We start from the raw sequence: 20,193 nt of genomic DNA, 5'->3' as shown, positions 1-20,193 counted from the left end.
CCTGCTGCTGATGTTACGTTATATTTCAATCTATATAACGGCCTCATTAATGCGGAGAACAACATGAAAAATCAATATGGTAAAGTGAGTAAATGGGTCGCGAGTGCGGCACTGCTGGCAACATTTTCCAGCACCGCGTTCGCTGCAGAGAACATTACTGTTTTTGCGGCTGCCTCGTTGACCAATGCACTGCAAGATATTGCCGCGCAGTATAAAAAAGAGCAGCAGGTGGATGTGGTCGCCTCTTTCGCCTCATCCTCCACCCTGGCACGCCAGATTGAGCAGGGCGCGCCCGCGGATCTCTTTATCTCTGCAGATCAGCAATGGATGGATTATGCTATTGATAAACAGCAAATTGTTGCCAATACGCGCTATACTTTATTAGGCAATGAGTTGGTATTGATCGCGCCACAAGAGAGCAAAATTGATAAAGTGGTCATTGATAAAAAAACCGACTGGAAAAAATTGTTGGATGGCGGCCGTTTAGCGGTGGGCGATCCTGACCATGTTCCTGCCGGGATTTATGCCAAAGAGTCACTGGAGAATTTAGGGGCCTGGTCAACTTTAGCCCCAGAAATGGCCCGTGCTAACAATGTTCGTAGCGCAATGGCGCTGGTCGAGCGGGCAGAAGCGCCACTGGGTATTGTCTATGGCTCTGATGCGATAGCCAGTAAGAAAGTTAAAGTTGTGGGGATATTCCCGGAGGCCAGTCATAAGCCGGTTGAATACCCAATGGCGATAGTTAAAGATCATGAAAATCCGACCGTCACTGCTTTTTATAATTACCTGAAAAGCCCTGCGGCGGCGACTATTTTCAAAAATTATGGATTTACCCTACGCTAATGATATTGAGTGAGTATGAATGGCAGGCCATTATTCTTAGCCTGAAGGTTTCTGGTGTAGCGGTGGTGTGCAGTTTGCCATTAGGTATTTTAATGGCATGGATTTTAGTGCGCTGCCGTTTCCCCGGTAAATCGTTGTTAGACAGCGTCATTCACTTGCCACTGGTGCTACCGCCGGTGGTGATTGGTTATTTGCTGCTGATCAGCATGGGCCGGCGCGGCTTTATTGGCGAATGGCTCTATAGCTGGTTTGGTATTAATTTCAGTTTCAGTTGGCGCGGTGCGGCATTGGCCTCGGCGGTGGTGGCTTTCCCGCTGATGGTCAGGGCGATCCGGTTGGCGCTGGAGGCGGTCGATACCCGTTTGGAGTTAGCGGCCCGCACCTTAGGCGCTAATCCGTGGCGGGTGTTTTTCACTATTACGCTGCCGCTCTCTTTACCGGGGGTGATTGCCGGCACCGTGCTCTCCTTTGCCCGCTCACTGGGGGAATTTGGCGCAACCATCACCTTCGTGTCCAATATTCCCGGCGAAACCCGCACCATCCCGCTGGCGATGTACACGCTGATTGAAACGCCCGGGGCGGAAGCTGCGGCGGCGCGGCTGTGTGTTATCGCCATTATTTTGTCATTGGTGTCACTGCTGCTCTCCGAGTGGCTGGCCCGGTGGGGTAAAAAGCGCATGGGGGCACCATGCTAGAGCTGGATTTCAGTCAACAGCTGGGTGATTTGCACCTGCAGGTGGCCACGGATTTACCGGCGCAGGGCATTACCGCGATTTTTGGTTTGTCCGGTGCGGGTAAGACATCGCTAATCAATGTGATTGGCGGGCTGACGCGGCCGCAGCAAGGGAAAGTGGTGCTCAATGGCCGGGTACTGGTAGATGTGGAGCAGCAAATTTATCTGCCGCCAGAAAAACGCCGGGTAGGTTATGTTTTTCAGGATGCGCGCCTGTTTCCCCATTATCGGGTGCGGGGCAACTTGCAGTACGGCATGGCCCCCTCGATGCGCGGGCAGTTTGACGCGATTGTCGATCTGCTGGGTATCGAACCCTTATTAACCCGCTTTCCGCTAACCCTGTCCGGTGGTGAGAAACAGCGAGTGGCCATTGGTCGCGCACTGCTCACAGCCCCTGAGTTGCTGCTGATGGATGAACCTTTGGCCTCGCTGGATCTACCGCGCAAACGCGAACTGCTGCCCTATCTTGAGCGCCTGGCGCAAGATGTAAACACCCCCATTTTGTATGTCAGCCATAGCATGGATGAGATCCTGCGGCTGGCGGATCAGGTGGTGGTAATGGATGCCGGTAAAGTTCGCGCTGTCGGCGGGCTGGAGGAGGTGTGGGCCAGTAGTGCACTGCGCCCTTGGTTGCAGCGCGAGGAGCCGAGCAGCATATTGCGGGTGAGTGTGATTGGTCATCATGAGCGCTATGCCATGACCGCACTGGCATTAGCTGATCAGCGCTTGTGGGTCAGTAAGCTGGATGCGCCAGAGGGTAGCTCAATGCGTATTCGCATCAATGCAGCGGATGTCTCGTTAGTGTTGCAGCCACCGCAAAACAGCAGTATCCGCAATATCTTGCCGGTAAAAATAGCCGAATGCCTTGAGGTCGATGGGCAGGTGGATGTCAAACTCGCGATTGGCGACCAATGGTTATGGGCGCGGATTACCCCTTGGGCGCGCGATGAACTGGGGCTGAAACCGGGTCAGTGGGTATATGCGCAGATAAAAAGCGTGTCGTTCAATCGTAAAAACTAAGCGTCTAAACAGAAGCGGCTATAAACAGAACGGCCCCCCAATATAGGATATCAACCTAACATTGGGGGGCCGCTTTCTTACCGCTATTTCACTGATTATCTAACAATAATACCCAGCAAAATACCCAAAGCACCGAAGTCAGCGTCGCTGAATGTGGTATTAGCAAAACCGATATCACCCAGCACTGGCAGCAGGAACACTGGCAGGAAGGTAATCAGCAAACCTTGAGCGAACGCCCCTAAAATAGCGCCACGGCGTCCACCTGTGGCATTACCAAACACCCCGGCGGCTGCGCCGACGAAGAAGTGAGGTACGACACCGGGGATAATTACGGTCATATTCATCAAATAGAGCGCGAACATCCCGATAAGGCCCGCGGCAAAGCTGCTCAGGAAGCCGACCAATACCGCATTTGGCGCGTATGGGAAGACTACCGGGCAATCCAGCGCAGGTTTAGCGTTAGGCACTAATTTGTCGGAGATCCCTTTAAACGCGGGGACTATCTCGGCAATAACCATTCGCACACCTTGCAGGATGATGTACACGCCCGCAGCAAAGGTAATGGATTGCATCAGCGAGAACATAAACCAGTTTTTGCCACCGCTCAGGCTTTTCACCACTTCCGGCCCGGCAAACAGGCAGGTCACGATGAAAATGATACACATGGTAAAGGAGATAGCGACCGGTGTATCACGCAAGAACAGCAGGCTTTTCGGCACATTCATGTCTTCGGTTGAATGCTCTTTATTGCCGAATTTGCTGCCGATAAAGCCCGCCAGAACATAAGACAGGGTAGAGAAGTGGCCGATTGCCACGTCATCAGAGCCGGTGACCTTTTTCATGTAAGGGTGGGCAATCGCGGGGAAGAACACCATTGCCACCCCAACCACCAGCGAACCGATAACAATCAGTGTCACACCACTAATCCCGGCGGTTGCCAGAATAACGGCGACCATCATTGACATAAATAGGGTGTGGTGACCGGTCAGGAAGATGAATTTCCATGGAGTAAAGCGAGCGATCAGAATATTGATCACCATAGCGAAGAACATAATCATCGCCATCTCTTTACCGAAACTCTTCTGCGCCACAGAGACGATGGCTTCGTTATTTGGCACGACGCCTTGGATACCGAAAGCGTGCTGGAAGATATTGGCAAAATCACCCAGAGATGAAACCACCAGACCCGCACCTGCGCCCAGGATAACAAAACCCATGATGGTTTTTACGGTGCCTTTAATGCACTCGGTCACCGGTTTTTTCTGGGCAATCAAGCCGATTAAAGCGATCAAACCGACCAGTACTGCCGGTTCGGAGAGAACATCACTCATTAAAAAGCGAAAGAAATCCATGCCAGCCTCCAGTTACAGCGCGCCTAATTCAGTTAATGCCACAGACAAACGTTCTTTCATGGCTTTCTTATCGATCATGTTATCGAGCGCAACTATCTTGCCGCCAACGGCTTGCGCCACTAATTGCTCAGCAATATCTTTGGTGCCGATGAAAATATCACTGGGTGTCCCTTTCGCTGAACCTAGATCGACATGATCCACTTCCGCGCTGACGGCCAACTCTTTCAGAATACTTTTGATGCTGATTTCCATCATCAGGCTGGTGCCCAAACCGTTACCGCAAACCACTGTAATTTTCATTTTCTTTCCCCTTAAAATTATCATCCAAACTCAATACCATGATTAGTAACGCGTAATGACCGATAAAATATCCTGCTGCGTTTTGGCATTTAGTAAGGCTTGTACATCATTATCGTTATCGAACAACTGAGCGAGTTGAGAAATAGCCTCAATATGGCTGGTACTGTCTGTCGCGGCTAACACGATGAGCAGTTTTACCGGGTCATTCTCTTGTGCATTGAAAGTGACACCCTCGGTAATGACGGTTAATGCCAAAGAGAGTTTATTTACCCCCTCTTCCGGGCGGGCATGTGGCATGGCAATCCCCGGCCCGACCACGTAATACGGGCCAATAGCTTCATGGGAGCGATAAATTGCCTCAACATAACGCGCTTCAATTGAGCCATTATCAATCAGCGGCTGACATGAAATCGCGATGGCATCACGCCAATCTCTGGCTTGGCTGACCACCTGAATGACGTCAGGCGTTAACAGGGTTTTTAACATGATATTGATGACTCCCGATGAGTGTTAACCTGAGAGTAGAGAGTTATCACTGCCATTAATGTGATGGATATCGCAATTGATAGCGCTACCTGATAGCGCTATCAAAATTTGTGATAGCGCTATCATTTGCCACTTTATGAGCTTTGGCTATCGCCGAATAAGCCATATACAATGCAATGTATTGTCGAAGCCAGTCAGGAAGGGCTGGTTTTAACCCGACAAGACATTTTAATCAGGCAGGAAATCAGCATGGAAAAAACGCGCAAGCGCCGTAATACCGGGCGGGTCACTCTATCTGACGTGGCGAACTACGCCGGAGTAGGGTCGATGACTGTTTCCAGAGCGCTGCGAACGCCGGAGCAGGTTTCAGATAAATTACGGGAGAAGATAGAGCAAGCGGTTGAAACTCTTGGTTATATTCCTAACCGTGCTGCTGGCGCATTGGCATCAGGGCACAGCGACACTATCGCCGTTTTAATTCCGTCATTAACCGATAAAGCCAGCTCCCGCTTTATGCAGGCGCTACAACAAATTCTGAATAAAAATGAATTTCAGTTATTGCTGGGCTGCCATGAATATAACCAGCGCAAAGAAGCGGAAATATTGATGACACTGCTGCAAAGTAGTCCAGCGGCAGTGGTGATATTCGGCTCACAGCTGGCCGATAAAACCTATCAACTACTCGAACGGGCGAATATTCCAACGGTCAATGTGGTAGGTTCCGACTTCAAAGGGGCTAAAATCACTCTTGAGGCGGCTTTTTTTGAGTCTGCCTATGAGCTAAGTCGCCACCTGCTAGAGCGCGGCTATCACCATATTGGCTATATTGGCGCGCATATGGATAACCGTTTGCAACGCCAACAGCTCAATGGATGGCACAAAGCGATGCTGGAGCACTATAAGAATGCGGATCAAACCGTCACCACGCCAGAGGTGGCCAGTTTGCAGTTTGGCCGCTATGCGCTGACGGAGATGCTGTTGCGCCAACCCGAATTGGACGCGGTGATATGTAGCCACGAAGATATTGCGCTCGGCGTGTTATTCGAGTGCCAGCGGCGGCTACTCAAAATCCCAGGAGGTATCGCGGTGGCCTGTCTGGACGGGTCAGATAGCTGTGATCAAACCCATCCGACCTTAACCTCAATGCGCATTGACTACAAAAAGATGGGTAAAGAAGCCGGTAAGATGCTGATTGATCTGCTGGATAATGATGACGCCAGCGAAGCGGATGAACCCATAAGCCAGAGTTTCAGCTATAAATTCGAACTGCGGCAAAGTACCTGAATCAACTTTTTGATATAGCAAACAAAAACGCCAGCACAAAGCTGGCGTCTCTTTTACCACTGAGGCACTCAATCCTGAGATTAAGAGGCGGCGTCAGCCTGTGCAGACTGGATAGCCGTCAGCGCCACGGTATAGACGATATCGTCAACCAAGGCACCACGGGACAGGTCGTTAACTGGCTTACGCATGCCTTGCAGCATCGGCCCGATAGAGATCAGGTCAGCAGAACGTTGTACCGCTTTATAGGTGGTGTTACCGGTGTTCAGATCAGGGAAGATAAACACCGTCGCTTTACCCGCCACAGGTGAGTTAGGCGCTTTGGATTTAGCCACATCGGCCATGATTGCCGCATCATACTGCAACGGGCCATCAATGATCAGATCCGGGCGTTTTTCCTGTGCCAAACGGGTCGCTTCACGCACTTTCTCGACATCACTACCCGCACCGGAATTACCGGTAGAGTAAGAGATCATCGCCACACGCGGTTCGATACCGAATGCTGCCGCAGAATCCGCGGACTGAATAGCAATCTCAGACAGTTGCTCAGCAGTTGGATCTGGATTGATCGCGCAGTCACCGTAAACCAGAACCTGGTCAGGCAGCAGCATGAAGAACACAGAAGAGACCAGTGAGCTGCCCGGTGCGGTTTTGATCAACTGTAACGGCGGGCGGATGGTGTTCGCGGTGGTATGAACCGCACCGGAAACCAGACCGTCAACTTCGCCTTTCTCCAGCATCAGCGTGCCGAGAACCACATTGTCTTCCAGCTGTTCGCGAGCGACCACTTCGGTCATGCCCTTACTCTTACGTAGCTCAACCAGACGCGGAACGTATTGCTCACGCACCGCAACCGGATCGATGATTTCAACGCCTTTACCCAACTCAACACCTTGAGCCGCGGCCACACGTTGGATCTCTTCTGGGTTACCCAGCAGCACACAAGTCGCGATACCGCGTTCAGCACAGATAGAGGCTGCTTTAACGGTACGTGGCTCATCGCCTTCTGGCAGCACGATACGCTTACCAGCTTTACGTGCTAACTCGGTCAGCTCATAACGGAATGCCGGTGGAGAGAGGCGACGTGAACGCTCAGAGGTGGCGCTCAGAGAGTCGATCCACTCGCTGCTGATATGGCTGGCAACGTAGTTTTGCAGCTTCTCAACACGTTCATGGTCGTCGGCAGGGACTTCCAGATTGAAGCTTTGCAAGCTCAGCGAGGTCTGCCAGGTGTTGGTATCAACCATAAATACTGGCAAGCCAGTCTGGAAGGCACGCGCACACAGATTATTGATGCGATCATCAATGTCATAACCGCCAGTCAGTAGGATGGCACCAATTTCAACGCCATTCATTGCTGCCAGACAAGCAGAAACCAACACGTCTGGGCGGTCTGCGGAGGTCACCAGCAGAGAACCCGGGCGGAAGTGCTCCAGCATGTGCGGGATACTGCGGGCGCAGAACGTAACAGACTTAACGCGGCGAGTATTGATATCACCTTCGTTAATGATGCGCGCGTTCAAGTGCTTACACATATCGATAGCACGGGTCGCAATCAGCTCGAAGCTCCATGGCACGCAGCCCAGAACGGGTAGCGGGCTATTGGCAAACAGCTGCTTTGGATCGATGTTCGCGACACTGGCCTTGGTGGAATCATCAAAGATTTCAGATAGGTCAGGGCGGGTACGGCCTTGATCATCCACCGGAGCATTCAGTTTGTTAATGATAACGCCGGTGATATTTTTGTTTTTGCTGCCACCGAAGCTGGAGCGGGCCAGTTCGATACGCTCTTTCAATTGATCAGGTGAATCATTGCCCAAGGCAATAACAAACACGATCTCTGCATTCAGGGTTTTGGCGATCTCATAGTTCAGCGCATTGGCAAACTGATGTTTGCGCGTTGGCACTAAACCTTCAACCAGCACCACTTCTGCATCTTTGGTGTTTTCGTGATAACGGGCAACAATCTCTTCCATCAACACGTCTTGCTGGTTAGAGCTCAGCAAGGTTTCCACATAACCCATGTTCAGTGGCTCAGCAGCAGTGATGCTGGAGTTGGCACGAATGATGGTAGTGGTTTGGTCAGGTGCATCACCGCCAGCACGTGGCTGCGCGATGGGCTTGAATACGCTCAGGCGCACACCTTTTTGCTCCATGGAGCGGATGACACCCAAGCTGACGCTGGTTAAACCAACGCTGGTGCCGGTAGGGATCAACATTATTGTACGGGACACGGCTAAACCTCTTATACGATTGCTCGTTAGTCAAAAGTAGCACCGCAGCCAGAAGGCTGCGGTGTTGAGGAGACTTACGCAGTTAGACGGGCTGCGTCTTGTGCGATAACCAACTCTTCGTTGGTTGGGATAACTAGCGCCAGACGGCTACCATCTTTGGTGATGGTGCCAGATTTGCCAAAGCGCGCGGCCAGGTTACGTTCGTGGTCAATTTCAAAGCCCAGCAGGCCCAGTTTGTCCAGCGTCAGTTCACGTACCATGGCTGCGTTTTCACCAATACCACCGGTGAAGATAACGGCATCCAGACGGCCATCCATCAGCGCGGTGTAAGCACCGATGTATTTTGCCAGACGGTGACAGAACACATCCATTGCACGGCGCGCATCGGCTTTGGTTTCATAGTTGTCTTCAACATAGCGGCAGTCACTGGTGACTTCAGTCAGACCCAGCAGACCTGACTCTTTGGTCAGCAGCTTGTTGATTTGATCAACACTCATCCCCATTGAATCATGCAGGTGGAAAATGATTGCTGGGTCGATATCACCACTACGGGTGCCCATAACCAGACCTTCCAGTGGCGTCAGGCCCATAGAAGTATCAACACATTTACCGTTACGTACCGCAGTGACTGAACCACCGTTGCCCAAATGGCAGGTGATAACGTTCAGTTCTTCCAGCGGTTTGTTCAGGGTTTTAGCGGCTTCCTGGCTCACATAGAAGTGGCTGGTGCCGTGTGCGCCATAGCGACGGATACCGTGGTCTTTGTATAAGCTGTACGGCAGGGCGTAGAGATAAGACTCTTCCGGCATGGTCTGATGGAAGGCCGTGTCAAAGACCGCGACATTTTTATTCGTCAGATTCGGGAAGGATTTCAATGCCTCAGCAATACCGATCAGGTGAGCGGGGTTATGCAGTGGTGCAAACGGGATGGAATCTTTGATACCCTGAATAACTTCGTCGGTAACAATTGCTGATGCAGTGAATTTCTCGCCACCATGAACAATGCGGTGACCGATAGCAGTCAGTTGAGCAGAAAGCTCTGGTTTTTGTGCCAGAATAGTATTAACAATGAAATTCAGTGCTTCGCTGTGTGCTGCACCAGCACCCAATGCTGCTTCCTGTTTGCCACCATCAATTTTCCATTTGATGCGGGCTTCCGGCAGATGGAAGCATTCGGCTAAACCAGAGAGGTGTTCTTCACCATTGGTCGCGTCGATGATAGCAAATTTTAGGGAAGAGCTACCGCAGTTAAGAACCAGTACTAGCTTACTCGACATGGAAGTACCTATTTATGGTCGTGTTCGACAGCTGTTTTTGCAAAAACAGCGAAAAACACGTGGTTAATAAAACGTCAATCTGTCCAAAAGCGTAGCGCATATTGGCGTCGACATTAATGATTAACATCATACGATAGCGAAAAATGCATGATGAAGGAAAAATCGCCGATTTAGTATTAAGAACAAACGTTAACGCCTGGTGGCAAAAGCCCGCGCGATTTAACAAAATTGATTTAAATGCTGCAAAAAGTTGACATATTTATCGTCATCTTCTAGCGGCCAAAAGGCCGAGCTAGGATACCGATAGCGTCGCCTAAAAACAAAATATATTTAACAGACTAATTTTTAGTTTGTGGATTACAAAAAAATTTTAATTTTTGCTTGTGAAGTTGAGGTGAGCCATGACAACAAAACCCTCTGATACCGTAAATTGGTTTCAAGTACTGCAACGTGGTCAGCACTATATGAAGACCTGGCCCGCGGACAAACGCCTGGCTCCGATGTTTCCGGAGAATCGGGTGGTAACCGCGACCCGTTTTGGCATTCGCTTTATGCCGCCACTGGCCATATTTACCCTGACCTGGCAGATAGCGCTCGGTGGTCAATTAGGCCCCGCCATCGCCACGGCGCTGTTCGCCTGTGGTTTACCACTGCAAGGGTTATGGTGGTTAGGTAAACGTGCGATTACGCCGCTACCGCCAACCCTATTGCAGTGGTTCCACGAAGTACGTAACAAGCTGGCTGAAGCCGGGCAGGCTGTTGCGCCAGTTGAACAAACGCCGACGTATCAGTCGCTGGCAGAGGTGCTGAAGCGCGCATTTAAACAGCTGGATAAAACGTTTCTCGATGATCTCTAGCCCCAAAGGATTAGCTGCGCAAAATCCCCTGTCAAATCAAAGTATGGGCTAAGCCTGTGTGCGATGATTTCCTCATTATTTATGTCTTAGGAGTTTAGTGATGGATATGACCAACGCCCAACGATTGATTCTGTCGAATCAGTACAAGATGATGACCATGCTGGACCCAGAAAACGCTGAGCGCTACCGCCGCCAGCAAACGATTGTCGAACGTGGCTTTGGTTTGCAGATGCGTGAACTGGACCGCGATTTTGGTGAAATGAGCGAAGAGACTTGCCGAACCATCATTAATATCATGGAGATGCACCACGCGCTGCAAGTCTCCTGGGGCAATCTGAAAGATAAGCAGGATTTGGATGAGCGCCGTATCGCGTTCCTCGGTTTCGATGCTGCCACCGAATCCCGCTACCTGAGTTATGTGCGTTTTATGGTCAACACCGAAGGGCGCTATACCCATTTTGACTCCGGCACCCACGGTTTTAATTCTCAAACCCCAATGTGGGACAAATATCAACGTATGCTGGCTATCTGGCATTCATGCCCACGCCAATATCATTTGAGCGCCGTTGAGATTTCGCAAATTATTAATGCCTGATAGGGCAGATTGAAGCGATTGGTTTACAAAAAAGATGAGGATGTGCTTGTGGAGTGTAAAGGTTTTCTTTTTGATTTGGACGGGACTCTAGTCGATTCACTACCTGCTGTTGAACGAGCCTGGATTGGCTGGGCGCAAAGTCGCGGTATCAATCCATCGGAAGTGCTAGATTTTATCCATGGCAAACAAGCAATTACCTCTCTTCGCCATTTTATGCCAGGCGCAAGTGATGCTGAACTTCAGGCCGAGTTTCTGGCATTAGAGCACATTGAGGCCAACGACACTGATGGTGTGACCGCCCTGCCGGGGGCTGTCGCACTGTTGGAGCGGCTGAACAGGCTGTCGATTCCCTGGGCGATTGTGACCTCAGGTTCGGTGCCGGTTGCCTCCGCGCGCCGTGCAGCGGGCCATTTGCCGGAACCTAAAGTTTTTGTCACCGCCGAGCTGGTGAAACACGGAAAACCCAAGCCTGATGCCTATCTGTTGGGGGCTGAGGGTTTAGGACTGGCACCTGCGGATTGCATCGTGGTGGAAGATGCGCCAGCGGGGATTTTGTCAGGGCTGGCGGCGGGCTGCAAAGTGATTGCGGTGAATGCACCGGCTGACACGCCAAAACTGGATCAGGTTGATCTGGTGCTCACATCACTTGAGCAAATTGCTGTTGCAGCCACCGCGAATGGGGCCATTGTTCGCCGGGTGGATTAATCGTTTCACTGCTTAACCGATCTCAGATTGCTGACAAACCTCGACGACTCGATCTCAAGAGGTGAGGGCAGATAGAAGAGTAAAGCGTCCGCGCCAAGGATGGCGCGGCTCGAGCCTCCATGGATGGATTTACGGCGTCTTTACGATCTATCTGTCCTCTCCGCCGCTGACACTTTGTCATTAACCTCAGAGCGCCAACTGGCACTCTTTTGCTTTATTGCTGCGGGTGGATGAGAGGCGGCAAACTCTCTTCCAGACTGTGCAGGTTTTGCGGCTTCACGCGAATAATCCCACCGCGTGGGCTATCAATATCGGCGATTAACATAAAAGAGAACGAAATCACCAGCGGCAATATCAAGGTCATGATCTTGCCATTTTTGCCCTGTTTGGAACCATATCCCACCAGAGTGCAGCTACAAACCGCAATAATCAGCATCAACAACCAGGCGGCGTGTGGAATTCTATTCCACCAAGCGGCCTGCGTGTAACCCGCTGAATTTAAAACATCATTCATCCCCGAAACCACCAAAGCTCTGACGGGATCAGGGCGCTGATTCACCGGTTCTAGCAACTCAACCCACAGGGCGCTCTCCAGTTGATTAGTTTGGTTATTAATCGCTGTTAGATGGGTTTCATTGCGTGTGGTATAGAAAAGTATCCGTTGATCAAGATAGTGCACTAATAGCGCTTTGGTGGTGGCGCTAGATGCCGCAGGCAGATAATCGGTACGCAGATATTCAGTGCCGATCGCATTGGCTTCCGCCTCCTCATAATTCTTACGCTGATCGTAGCGATTGATGGCCATCGAAAAACTGAAACCAATAATCAGGCCCAGCAGGGTGAGTGTCGCCCCTTGAATAACGGTAAAATTTTCGCGGATATTATCGTCCAGATCTCGCCCGCGTCGAAAGAAAGCCTGACCGATATAGGCGGCGCTATACAACAGCCCACATGACAGCAGAAAAAGGACAATCGGATAATCCGTAATATTAATCATTCACTGCTCCCGCCCAGAGGATCCAATGACTGCTCGCCATTGACTATTATCAGTATAGTCAGTCGGTTAAATGCCCCTGAATATCTGAATGTTTCAGTGACATTTTTTTTACTGGTGAATAGTGCATCACAAATTGATGAGTGTTTTTTCTGAAAAAAAGTACGATTAATAGACTTATTGAGTGGTAAGCTCATAAATTAGCAGGTCATTATTGATCTTGGACAGCGGTCGCTGCTGAATTTAATGCTTTACTGCCAAAACCGGAAATTTCCCTTCACTTTTTGCCAACGAGGCCATTTTGAACAGCGAACTATTGTGGGTGTTGACGCTACTGCTGATAGCTATTGTGCTGTTTACCACCAATAAATTGCGAATGGATGTCGTGGCGTTGTTGGTGATTATCGCCTTTGTGATGAGTGGCACCTTGTCTCTTGCTGAGGCCACCAGCGGATTCAGCGACCCCAATGTGATATTGATCGCGGCGCTGTTTGTTATTGGTGATGGGTTAGTTAGAACCGGTGTTGCCTATCAGGTCGGGGATTGGCTGGTGAAAGTCGCGGGCCACAGTGAAACCAAAATGCTGGCGTTATTGATGGTGACCGTCGCCGGTTTGGGCGCTTTTATGAGCTCGACCGGTGTGGTGGCGATATTTATCCCCGTGGTACTGAGTGTTGCCAGCCGGATGAAAATCTCGCCGGGGCGATTAATGATGCCCCTGAGTTTTGCTGGCCTGATTAGCGGCATGATGACACTGGTCGCGACACCACCAAACATGGTAGTCAACAGCGAATTGCTGCGGGAAGGGATTAAAGGATTTGGTTTCTTCGGCGTCACCCCGATAGGTATCATCATTTTACTGATGGGGGTCGCTTATATGTTAGTGGCCCGCCGCTGGCTGGGGGGCAAACAAGAGCACTCAGAAAAAGATCAGTGGAAGCGCCGCACCTTTCGTGATCTTATCCGCGATTATAAGCTGACTGGCCGCGCTCGCCGCCTGGCTATCCGCCACAACTCCCCGCTGATTGGCCGCTCACTCGATGAGCTGCATCTGCGCGCTCGCTATGGTGCCAATGTGGTGGGGATCGAACGTTGGAAGCGCTTTCGGCGTGTGATGGTCAGCGCCACCAGTTCATCGGAGCTGCACGAAAACGATGTGCTGCTCATTGATATGTCCGATTGCGACGTCGATTTGCGGCAATTTTGTACTGAACAGATGCTAGAACCACTGGTGCTGCGCGGTGAATATTTCTCCGAGCAGGCCCGCAACGTCGGGATGGCTGAAGTGTCGCTTATTCCTGATTCCGCCTTATTGGGCAATAGCTTACGTGAGGTCACCTTCCGCACCCGCTATGGCCTCAATGTGGTGGGTATCCGTCGCAATGGTAAGACTTTGGAGGGCAAACTGGTCGATGAAAAATTACAGTTTGGCGATATCTTACTGGTGATTGGCGATTGGAAACTGATCCGCCAGTTGCAGCAAAAAACGCGCGATTTTATCGTGCTGAATCTGCCTGCTGAAGTTGACGAAGTGGCACCTGCCATCTCCCAAGCGCCCCATGCGCTGTTCTGCTTGGCGCTGATGGTCGCGATGATGCTGACTGATGAAGTGCCAAATGTGATTGCGGCATTGGTGGCCTGTCTGCTGATGGGGCAGTTCCGTTGCATTGATATGGAGAGTGCTTACCGCTCGATCCATTGGCCGAGCTTAATTCTGATTATTGGGATGATGCCCTTTGCGCAGGCCCTCCAGAAAACCGGTGGGGTAGATTTGATTGTGCAGGGGCTAATGGATGTGGCCGGCGGGATGGGGCCGCGGGTGATGTTGCTGTGTTTGTTTGTGCTCTGCGCCACGATTGGTTTATTTATCTCCAATACCGCAACGGCGGTATTGATGGCCCCAATCGCGATTGCGGCGGCCCGCGAGATGTCACTTTCCCCGTATCCATTCGCCATGATTATTGGTATCGCCGCGTCGGCTGCATTTATGACACCGGTCTCCTCGCCGGTAAATACACTGGTTTTAGGCCCTGGCGGCTATAAATTTGGTGATTTTGTCCGCATGGGGGTGCCATTTACGATATTAGTGATGATTGTGAGTGTGATGGTGGTGCCGGTGCTATTTCCGTTTTAATTTGAACGATAATTCACTTAATTAAATTAATAGCTATTAAATAATATTCTTTTTATTAGCTAGGTTTGATAATTTAAATATTCTATGTAATATGATTGCAATCAATTAATATTGATTCAATTTATTATATTACATGGAAATTATTTAATTTGATTAAGGGTTTTTATGAAATTACCATTATTTTCAGTGTGTTGTGCCATATTTTTTTCTGGTGTCATGCCGATTGGATATGCTCATGCAATGACTGTTGAAGAAATTATTGCCCAAAATAAAAAACTGGTGCAGGACAGGAATCGTGTCGAATGTATGAGGAAAGCAATAAAAACCAGAAGTGGTTTTATAGGTTCGATGAGTATTACCCATCCTATATATATTCTGAAAGAGCACATTGCTAGAAAAAACTGTTAATTGTTTTTTATAAAAAATAGCCTGCATAAACAGGCTATAACGATTAATCCAGTGAGTCGAGGCTGATTTCATCGAGTGAGAGGCTGAAGCTAGGGACGAAGACTTCCATAAAGTAATCCATCTCTGGGCTTTGGCGCATGGCGAGGGTTTTCTCTAACCGTGCTTTGGCTTGAATGAATTCGTTGTTGCCTGCGGATAGCTCCTCCAGACATTTGAGGTAAGCGCACAGGGCATCGGCTTGTTTAACCAGTGCTTTTTCTTCTTCGCTGTAGTAGTGCTCATCAAGCAGACAGCGAAAATCGTGCTGCAACTCTGCCGGCAGCATTTCGATCAGTTTTTGCTGTGCGACTTTTTCTATCTTCTTGTATTCATGGGCAATTTGTGGGTTGTAATACTTGATAGGTGTAGGTAAATCCCCGGTGATCACTTCGCTGGCATCGTGGTACATCGCCAGCAGCGCGATACGATCAGCATTGAGATTGCCATTAAATTTACGATTTTTAATGATGGCTAACGCATGAGCGACGAATGCCACCTGCAAGCTGTGCTCTGACACATTTTCAGTGCGGACATTGCGCATCAACGGCCAACGGTTGATAAGTTTCAGGCGGGATAGATGGGCAAAAAAGTGGCTCATATTAATCTCAATTCTCTATCGGCAACTAAGGATGCCGAGATGGCTCTGTAGCGACATTATATACCCATCGTGCTTGAAGTTGCAGTGCGGTGGCTGTGCGCATCTAAACCAATTGACTGATTGTTTAAGTTCACTTGCTGACACTCTTAACCGATAATAAGCCGATAATACTAATTAATTATTAATTTTTCAGTATTATATAACTGATGATTCCTACGCCGTTATTTCTAAGTATGTAATTAAATTCTATTGCGACTTATATTACCGATCGTTTTTTTGGAAAAAGTTATAACTTTTAAAACTATAAATAGAAATAGACTTGAATAGATGTTAACCCCTGAGAGGTTATGACTTACTTAGTCGCATTAGCGATTAAATATGATTGTCGCATTAGCGATTAAATATGATTGTCGCATGAGCGATTAAATAAAATCATAAACCCTCTAAGGGGTGCCATAAGAACATCATGTAAATTCCATTTATGTACCGGTTTAGTACAAAACTCAGGTGCCGGTATATGATCAGGTTTCAGTAGTTGGGCCTGCCCTGTAATGGGAGCCATTACAAGGAGAGCCGAGAGTAAACAACCACATAGCGATATCGATTTTATATATTTCATAATAGTCACCTTTTCTATATTTTATATGCATTGTGTTTATGTTGCGTTCACATTCTAAATATAAAATCCATAGGATTTTTATTAATTCCACTCAAGTCTATTAGGCTCATTTCTGGATGAGCCTAATTAGGTTAGATGAATTGCTTAGCTATTCCACACCCAATGATGGGTATATTCCAAGATGATATAAAATGTATATTCAGCTAGATAGGTGTTTATGACAAATAATATTTTTATTAAATTATTTGTCATAAACACCTATAATAATAGCAATTATTGGTGATAGGTTTCCAGGAAGCGTCCCAGTTTGCCAACCGCCATTTCCAGTTCGTCCACGCGGGGTAAGGTTACAATCCGCACATGATCCGGGTATGGCCAGTTAAAGGCGCTGCCTTGTACCAGCAACACTTTCTCTTGTAACAGCAGATCCAATACCAGCTTCTGGTCATCTTTCAGGTTAAAACGCTTCTGATCAATACGCGGGAACATATAGAGCGCCCCCTGAGGTTTCACGCAGGAAACGCCAGGGATTTGGTTGATTAACTCCCAGGCGCGATCGCGCTGTTCGTACAAACGCCCACCCGGCTGAATAAACTCGCTGATGCTCTGATAGCCGCCCAGTGCCGTTTGAATCGCATGTTGCATCGGCACGTTGGCACACAGCCGCATTGACGCCAGCATTTCCAAGCCTTCGATATAACCTTTGGCGTGCTTCTTCGGCCCATTCAACACCATCCAGCCCTGACGGAAACCGGCAACACGGTAAGTCTTGGACAAACCATTGAAGGTGACGGTCAGTAAATCAGGTGCCAGCGCCGCAATAGAGTGATGCTGCGCTTCGTCATATAAAATCTTATCGTAGATCTCATCGGCGAAAATAATCAGGTCGTTCTGGCGGGCGATTTCGACAATCTCCAGTAACAACTCTTTGCTGTATACCGCGCCGGTCGGGTTGTTCGGGTTGATAATCACAATCCCACGGGTGCGCGGGGTGATTTTGCTGCGGATATCATCCAAATCAGGGAACCAGCCTGACTCTTCATCACACATATAGTGCACGGCTTTACCGCTTGAAAGCGAAACCGCCGCTGTCCATAACGGGTAGTCCGGTGCTGGCACTAACATTTCATCGCCGATGTTCAACAATGCCTGCATGGATTGCACGATCAGCTCAGAAACACCGTTCCCAATGTAGATATCCTCGACTGTCAGGTCGCGCACATCACGGGCCTGATAGTGCTGCATAATGGCTTTGCGCGCCGAAAATAGGCCTTTGGAGTCGCAATAGCCTTGTGCTGTTGGCAAATTACGGATCACATCCACCAGAATTTCATCTGGTGCATCGAAACCAAACGGGGCAGGGTTGCCGATGTTCAGTTTCAGAACCTTATTACCCTCCTCTTCAAGACGCTTAGCTTCTTTTAGCACGGGGCCACGAATGTCGTAACAAACGTTGTCCAGTTTGTTGGATTTCTCAATAGGGGACATAAAAAATTGAGCCTTTTTCTGGTAAAAGCGTGTCCTCAGCGTGGAACACTGCAAGGCATTTAATGTACTCCGACGCCGCTGCTTTTTGAAGTTCTATGCACATCTTTAGTGCGAATGGCTGTTTTTATTTCAAATGAGGGTTGGCCGAAAGCGGGGAGTGACATTAATGGTGTTTTACCGTTATACCCTTGCCAGTTATGCGTGATTGATGAATTTATCTGAAGTTTTATCCTGGCCGATTTGGATACACACAATAGTTAACAAAAAAATAGCTTTTACAGGGTAAAGGGGATTCTCTTCGCGACAAAGCGTTGTCGTTATAGTGGTTAATCCTCTTCATTGATGTTGCCTTTTAAAGGCAAGAGTCTCAATTCAACAGTTTATATCATCATACATATTCTTACAGTGTGGGTTAGCGTAAATTTGTAAATAGGAAAACTATTAAGAATAACTAATGTTAATTTGGGTGGCTTTAATGGTTGCCAAACATTACTGCTTGAATTTCCTCAGTTAGATAAAAAAAGCACAGAGTAATACATTGAGATTTTTTGATATTATTTCAGTTTTAGGGCCTTGGTCTTTTAATTAAAATGGGTTTCTAACTCTTATAATCAATCTTGAATAGTGAGATTACTGAAGCAGAAAAATCTTCAGTAATCGAAGATTTAGTGGTTTTTTATGAGCCTATTCACAAACAACTGCATAACTTAGCCAATAGTTTTTTTTAAAAAGAGATAGCGGTAACGAAATATAAGTAAATTTTTTGCCCTACTCTAATGAGTGGGGTACTGTCATACTTAGCGTTGTCCCTTATTGATGGCGCTAATACTTAAACACCAGGGTAGTTTGTAATTAGAATTCAAAAAAGTGAAGAATACACTATGACAAATGCAAATCGTCCGATAATTAATCTCGACCTCGATCTGCTTAGAACCTTTGTAGCTGTTGCTGACTTGAATACTTTCGCCTCTGCTGCTGCAGCGGTTTGTCGAACTCAGTCAGCGGTTAGCCAACAAATGCAACGGTTAGAACAGTTAGTTGGTAAGGAGTTATTTGCCCGTCATGGGCGTAACAAATTACTCACTGAACATGGTCTCCAGTTACTCGGCTATGCCAGAAAAATTTTACGTTTTAACGATGAAGCCTGTACGTCACTCATGTACAGCAATATAGAAGGGTCGCTCGTTATTGGTGCATCTGATGATACTGCCGATACGCTGTTACCCTTTTTGCTGAACCGGGTGGCGACGCTATATCCTCGGTTGGCGATAGATGTGCGGGTAAAACGCAGCCCGCTTATCGCCGATATGCTAAATACTAGCGAGGTGAATCTGGCTATTACGACGGCTAAGGTTGACACTCATCCTCATGTAATTTTGAGAACATCACCGACACTTTGGTACTGTTCCGCCGACTATCAGTTTCAGCCCGGCGAGTCAGTTCCCTTAGTGGTGATGGATGAGCCAAGCCCTTTCCGTGATATGGCAATAGAGCATCTCACCAAAGCGGGTATTGCATGGCGGATAGCCTATGTTGCCTCTTCGCTTTCTGCCATTCGAGCGGCAGTTAGGGCAGGGCTGGGGGTGACCGCCAGACCGATAGAGATGATGAGTCCTGATTTACGGGTGTTGGGTGAAACAGAAGGGCTACCTCGCCTGCCTGAAACTCACTATTCACTTTGTAAAAGTAGTCAGTGTGACAATGAATTGGCATTAGCCATTTTCGATGCCATGCAGACGGGCCATCAACATGGTTTACAGTCTGACTCAGATCGGGTTCTGGATTCTGATTATCTAATAGACGATATAAGTTAAGAATTCAACACAAACATTATATTATAAGCCCCTAATTTTTGGGGCTTTTTAATTTTATTGATAATAAAAATCAGATTTATTCCTGTCTCATATTAATTTCATGCTCAGAACGTCGTTTTATTTACTTATGGCTGTTTATTGGCATCAGAAAAATGGCGTTAACGAAAGATAAACGTAATTAATATTCATTCTCATTTATTGACGAATTAATTTAATCGGAACGATGTTTCATTATTAATAAATATTAAAGTGCAACTTTTCATAGTGAATATTTATTAAATAACACTTAAAACGTGTTCTGGATCAAAAAAATACCCCTAGCTAGTGAGTGGAAGAACCGGTTATTCCTGAGACAATGGTATAGTTAATGTGAACTATACTGGTTGGTTTATATGTGTATGTTCTGGCTTAACAAA

General features: G+C 48.2%; 18 protein-coding genes. 10 read left to right on the top strand and 8 right to left on the bottom strand.

Going from position 1 to position 20,193, the window contains the following annotated elements:
* Positions 1 to 63: 63 nt before the first annotated feature.
* The 3 genes from modA to modC are packed head-to-tail and all read left to right on the top strand — an operon-like array spanning position 64 to position 2,596.
* Positions 64 to 843 (top strand): molybdate ABC transporter substrate-binding protein, encoded by a 780-nt coding sequence (modA, locus tag FFE93_RS14535; protein WP_005277908.1) that lies wholly within the window; start codon positions 64 to 66, stop codon positions 841 to 843.
* The gene (gene modB, locus FFE93_RS14530) at positions 843 to 1,538 is read left to right on the top strand and encodes a molybdate ABC transporter permease subunit (RefSeq protein ID WP_032898637.1); all 696 of its coding nucleotides are present in this window, start codon (positions 843 to 845) and stop codon (positions 1,536 to 1,538) included. The genes modA and modB overlap by 1 nt, the downstream gene beginning before the upstream one ends.
* On the top strand, positions 1,532 to 2,596 hold the full coding sequence (modC, locus tag FFE93_RS14525) for a molybdenum ABC transporter ATP-binding protein ModC (RefSeq protein ID WP_049599422.1): 1,065 nt from the start codon (positions 1,532 to 1,534) through the stop codon (positions 2,594 to 2,596). Before modB ends, modC begins: the two co-directional genes overlap by 7 nt.
* Positions 2,597 to 2,691: 95 nt before the next feature.
* On the opposite strand, the gene FFE93_RS14520 is transcribed toward modC, so the two are convergent.
* From FFE93_RS14520 to FFE93_RS14510, 3 genes are read right to left on the bottom strand one after another with little or no spacing between them, the layout of a single operon-like run.
* On the bottom strand, positions 2,692 to 3,948 hold the full coding sequence (locus tag FFE93_RS14520; RefSeq protein WP_005277900.1) for a PTS ascorbate transporter subunit IIC: 1,257 nt from the start codon (positions 3,946 to 3,948) through the stop codon (positions 2,692 to 2,694).
* Between the two features lie 12 nt (positions 3,949 to 3,960).
* Positions 3,961 to 4,248, bottom strand: coding sequence for a PTS sugar transporter subunit IIB (locus FFE93_RS14515; RefSeq protein WP_004877260.1), 288 nt, complete (start codon positions 4,246 to 4,248; stop codon positions 3,961 to 3,963).
* A gap of 42 nt (positions 4,249 to 4,290) precedes the next feature.
* Entirely contained in the window at positions 4,291 to 4,734 is a 444-nt protein-coding gene (locus FFE93_RS14510; RefSeq protein ID WP_049599419.1) for a PTS sugar transporter subunit IIA, read from the bottom strand.
* Positions 4,735 to 4,983: 249 nt separating this feature from the next.
* Here FFE93_RS14510 and FFE93_RS14505 point away from each other — a divergent pair, with 249 nt between their 5' ends.
* Positions 4,984 to 6,018 carry a LacI family DNA-binding transcriptional regulator gene (locus FFE93_RS14505; protein ID WP_032898634.1) on the top strand — a complete coding sequence of 345 codons (1,035 nt, stop codon included), beginning with the start codon at positions 4,984 to 4,986 and terminating at the stop codon, positions 6,016 to 6,018.
* An 80-nt stretch (positions 6,019 to 6,098) separates the two neighbouring features.
* Here the strand turns inward: FFE93_RS14505 and pta are convergent, their stop codons facing one another.
* Both pta and ackA read right to left on the bottom strand, forming a co-directional pair.
* Positions 6,099 to 8,234, bottom strand: a complete 2,136-nt coding sequence (gene pta, locus FFE93_RS14500) for a phosphate acetyltransferase (RefSeq protein WP_005277890.1) — start codon at positions 8,232 to 8,234, stop codon at positions 6,099 to 6,101.
* A gap of 89 nt (positions 8,235 to 8,323) precedes the next feature.
* A complete protein-coding gene (gene ackA / locus FFE93_RS14495; protein ID WP_004878179.1) occupies positions 8,324 to 9,526 on the bottom strand; it encodes an acetate kinase in 1,203 nt (400 codons plus the stop codon).
* Positions 9,527 to 9,927: 401 nt separating this feature from the next.
* On the opposite strand from ackA, the gene yfbV reads away from it, so the two are divergent.
* The 3 genes from yfbV (at position 9,928) to FFE93_RS14480 (ending at position 11,683) form a co-directional block, all read left to right on the top strand.
* Positions 9,928 to 10,383 (top strand): terminus macrodomain insulation protein YfbV, encoded by a 456-nt coding sequence (gene yfbV / locus FFE93_RS14490; RefSeq protein WP_005277886.1) that lies wholly within the window; start codon positions 9,928 to 9,930, stop codon positions 10,381 to 10,383.
* A gap of 100 nt (positions 10,384 to 10,483) precedes the next feature.
* Positions 10,484 to 10,978: a YfbU family protein gene (locus FFE93_RS14485; protein ID WP_005277883.1), complete on the top strand. Its 495-nt coding sequence runs from the start codon at positions 10,484 to 10,486 to the stop codon at positions 10,976 to 10,978.
* Positions 10,979 to 11,026: 48 nt separating this feature from the next.
* The gene (locus FFE93_RS14480) at positions 11,027 to 11,683 is read left to right on the top strand and encodes a sugar phosphatase (protein ID WP_005277881.1); all 657 of its coding nucleotides are present in this window, start codon (positions 11,027 to 11,029) and stop codon (positions 11,681 to 11,683) included.
* 214 nt (positions 11,684 to 11,897) lie between these two features.
* Here FFE93_RS14480 and FFE93_RS14475 read toward each other — a convergent pair whose 3' ends face one another.
* Positions 11,898 to 12,680, bottom strand: a complete 783-nt coding sequence (locus FFE93_RS14475; protein ID WP_032898293.1) for a hypothetical protein — start codon at positions 12,678 to 12,680, stop codon at positions 11,898 to 11,900.
* A gap of 298 nt (positions 12,681 to 12,978) precedes the next feature.
* On the opposite strand from FFE93_RS14475, the gene FFE93_RS14470 reads away from it, so the two are divergent.
* Both FFE93_RS14470 and FFE93_RS14465 read left to right on the top strand, forming a co-directional pair.
* The gene (locus tag FFE93_RS14470) at positions 12,979 to 14,811 is read left to right on the top strand and encodes an SLC13 family permease (protein ID WP_054872438.1); all 1,833 of its coding nucleotides are present in this window, start codon (positions 12,979 to 12,981) and stop codon (positions 14,809 to 14,811) included.
* Positions 14,812 to 14,976: 165 nt separating this feature from the next.
* Positions 14,977 to 15,219, top strand: a complete 243-nt coding sequence (locus FFE93_RS14465; RefSeq protein WP_099460618.1) for a hypothetical protein — start codon at positions 14,977 to 14,979, stop codon at positions 15,217 to 15,219.
* Positions 15,220 to 15,262: 43 nt separating this feature from the next.
* Here FFE93_RS14465 and yfbR read toward each other — a convergent pair whose 3' ends face one another.
* Positions 15,263 to 15,856, bottom strand: a complete 594-nt coding sequence (gene yfbR / locus FFE93_RS14460; RefSeq protein WP_005276407.1) for a 5'-deoxynucleotidase — start codon at positions 15,854 to 15,856, stop codon at positions 15,263 to 15,265.
* Between the two features lie 892 nt (positions 15,857 to 16,748).
* Positions 16,749 to 17,963 (bottom strand): pyridoxal phosphate-dependent aminotransferase, encoded by a 1,215-nt coding sequence (locus FFE93_RS14455; RefSeq protein ID WP_005276404.1) that lies wholly within the window; start codon positions 17,961 to 17,963, stop codon positions 16,749 to 16,751.
* Positions 17,964 to 18,844: 881 nt separating this feature from the next.
* Between FFE93_RS14455 and rovM the strand changes: the two genes are divergently transcribed.
* Positions 18,845 to 19,777 (top strand): virulence transcriptional regulator RovM, encoded by a 933-nt coding sequence (rovM, locus tag FFE93_RS14450; RefSeq protein ID WP_005276400.1) that lies wholly within the window; start codon positions 18,845 to 18,847, stop codon positions 19,775 to 19,777.
* Positions 19,778 to 20,193 lie beyond the last annotated feature (416 nt).

Source organism: Yersinia sp. KBS0713, from assembly GCF_005937895.2.
In the GTDB taxonomy this organism is placed as follows: Bacteria; Pseudomonadota; Gammaproteobacteria; order Enterobacterales; family Enterobacteriaceae; genus Yersinia; species Yersinia bercovieri.
The sequence above is the reverse complement of the archived record's forward strand: the minus strand, read 5'-3'. Positions and strand labels throughout refer to the sequence as shown.

Coding starts and splice junctions, on each gene's coding strand:
- modA (WP_005277908.1), top strand. CDS start 64: ATGAAAAATCAATATGGTAAAGTGAGTAAATGGGTCGCGAGTGCGGCA.
- modB (WP_032898637.1), top strand. CDS start 843: ATGATATTGAGTGAGTATGAATGGCAGGCCATTATTCTTAGCCTGAAG.
- modC (WP_049599422.1), top strand. CDS start 1,532: ATGCTAGAGCTGGATTTCAGTCAACAGCTGGGTGATTTGCACCTGCAG.
- FFE93_RS14520 (WP_005277900.1), bottom strand. CDS start 3,948: ATGGATTTCTTTCGCTTTTTAATGAGTGATGTTCTCTCCGAACCGGCA.
- FFE93_RS14515 (WP_004877260.1), bottom strand. CDS start 4,248: ATGAAAATTACAGTGGTTTGCGGTAACGGTTTGGGCACCAGCCTGATG.
- FFE93_RS14510 (WP_049599419.1), bottom strand. CDS start 4,734: ATGTTAAAAACCCTGTTAACGCCTGACGTCATTCAGGTGGTCAGCCAA.
- FFE93_RS14505 (WP_032898634.1), top strand. CDS start 4,984: ATGGAAAAAACGCGCAAGCGCCGTAATACCGGGCGGGTCACTCTATCT.
- pta (WP_005277890.1), bottom strand. CDS start 8,234: ATGTTGATCCCTACCGGCACCAGCGTTGGTTTAACCAGCGTCAGCTTG.
- ackA (WP_004878179.1), bottom strand. CDS start 9,526: ATGTCGAGTAAGCTAGTACTGGTTCTTAACTGCGGTAGCTCTTCCCTA.
- yfbV (WP_005277886.1), top strand. CDS start 9,928: ATGACAACAAAACCCTCTGATACCGTAAATTGGTTTCAAGTACTGCAA.
- FFE93_RS14485 (WP_005277883.1), top strand. CDS start 10,484: ATGGATATGACCAACGCCCAACGATTGATTCTGTCGAATCAGTACAAG.
- FFE93_RS14475 (WP_032898293.1), bottom strand. CDS start 12,680: ATGATTAATATTACGGATTATCCGATTGTCCTTTTTCTGCTGTCATGT.
- FFE93_RS14465 (WP_099460618.1), top strand. CDS start 14,977: ATGAAATTACCATTATTTTCAGTGTGTTGTGCCATATTTTTTTCTGGT.
- yfbR (WP_005276407.1), bottom strand. CDS start 15,856: ATGAGCCACTTTTTTGCCCATCTATCCCGCCTGAAACTTATCAACCGT.
- FFE93_RS14455 (WP_005276404.1), bottom strand. CDS start 17,963: ATGTCCCCTATTGAGAAATCCAACAAACTGGACAACGTTTGTTACGAC.
- rovM (WP_005276400.1), top strand. CDS start 18,845: ATGACAAATGCAAATCGTCCGATAATTAATCTCGACCTCGATCTGCTT.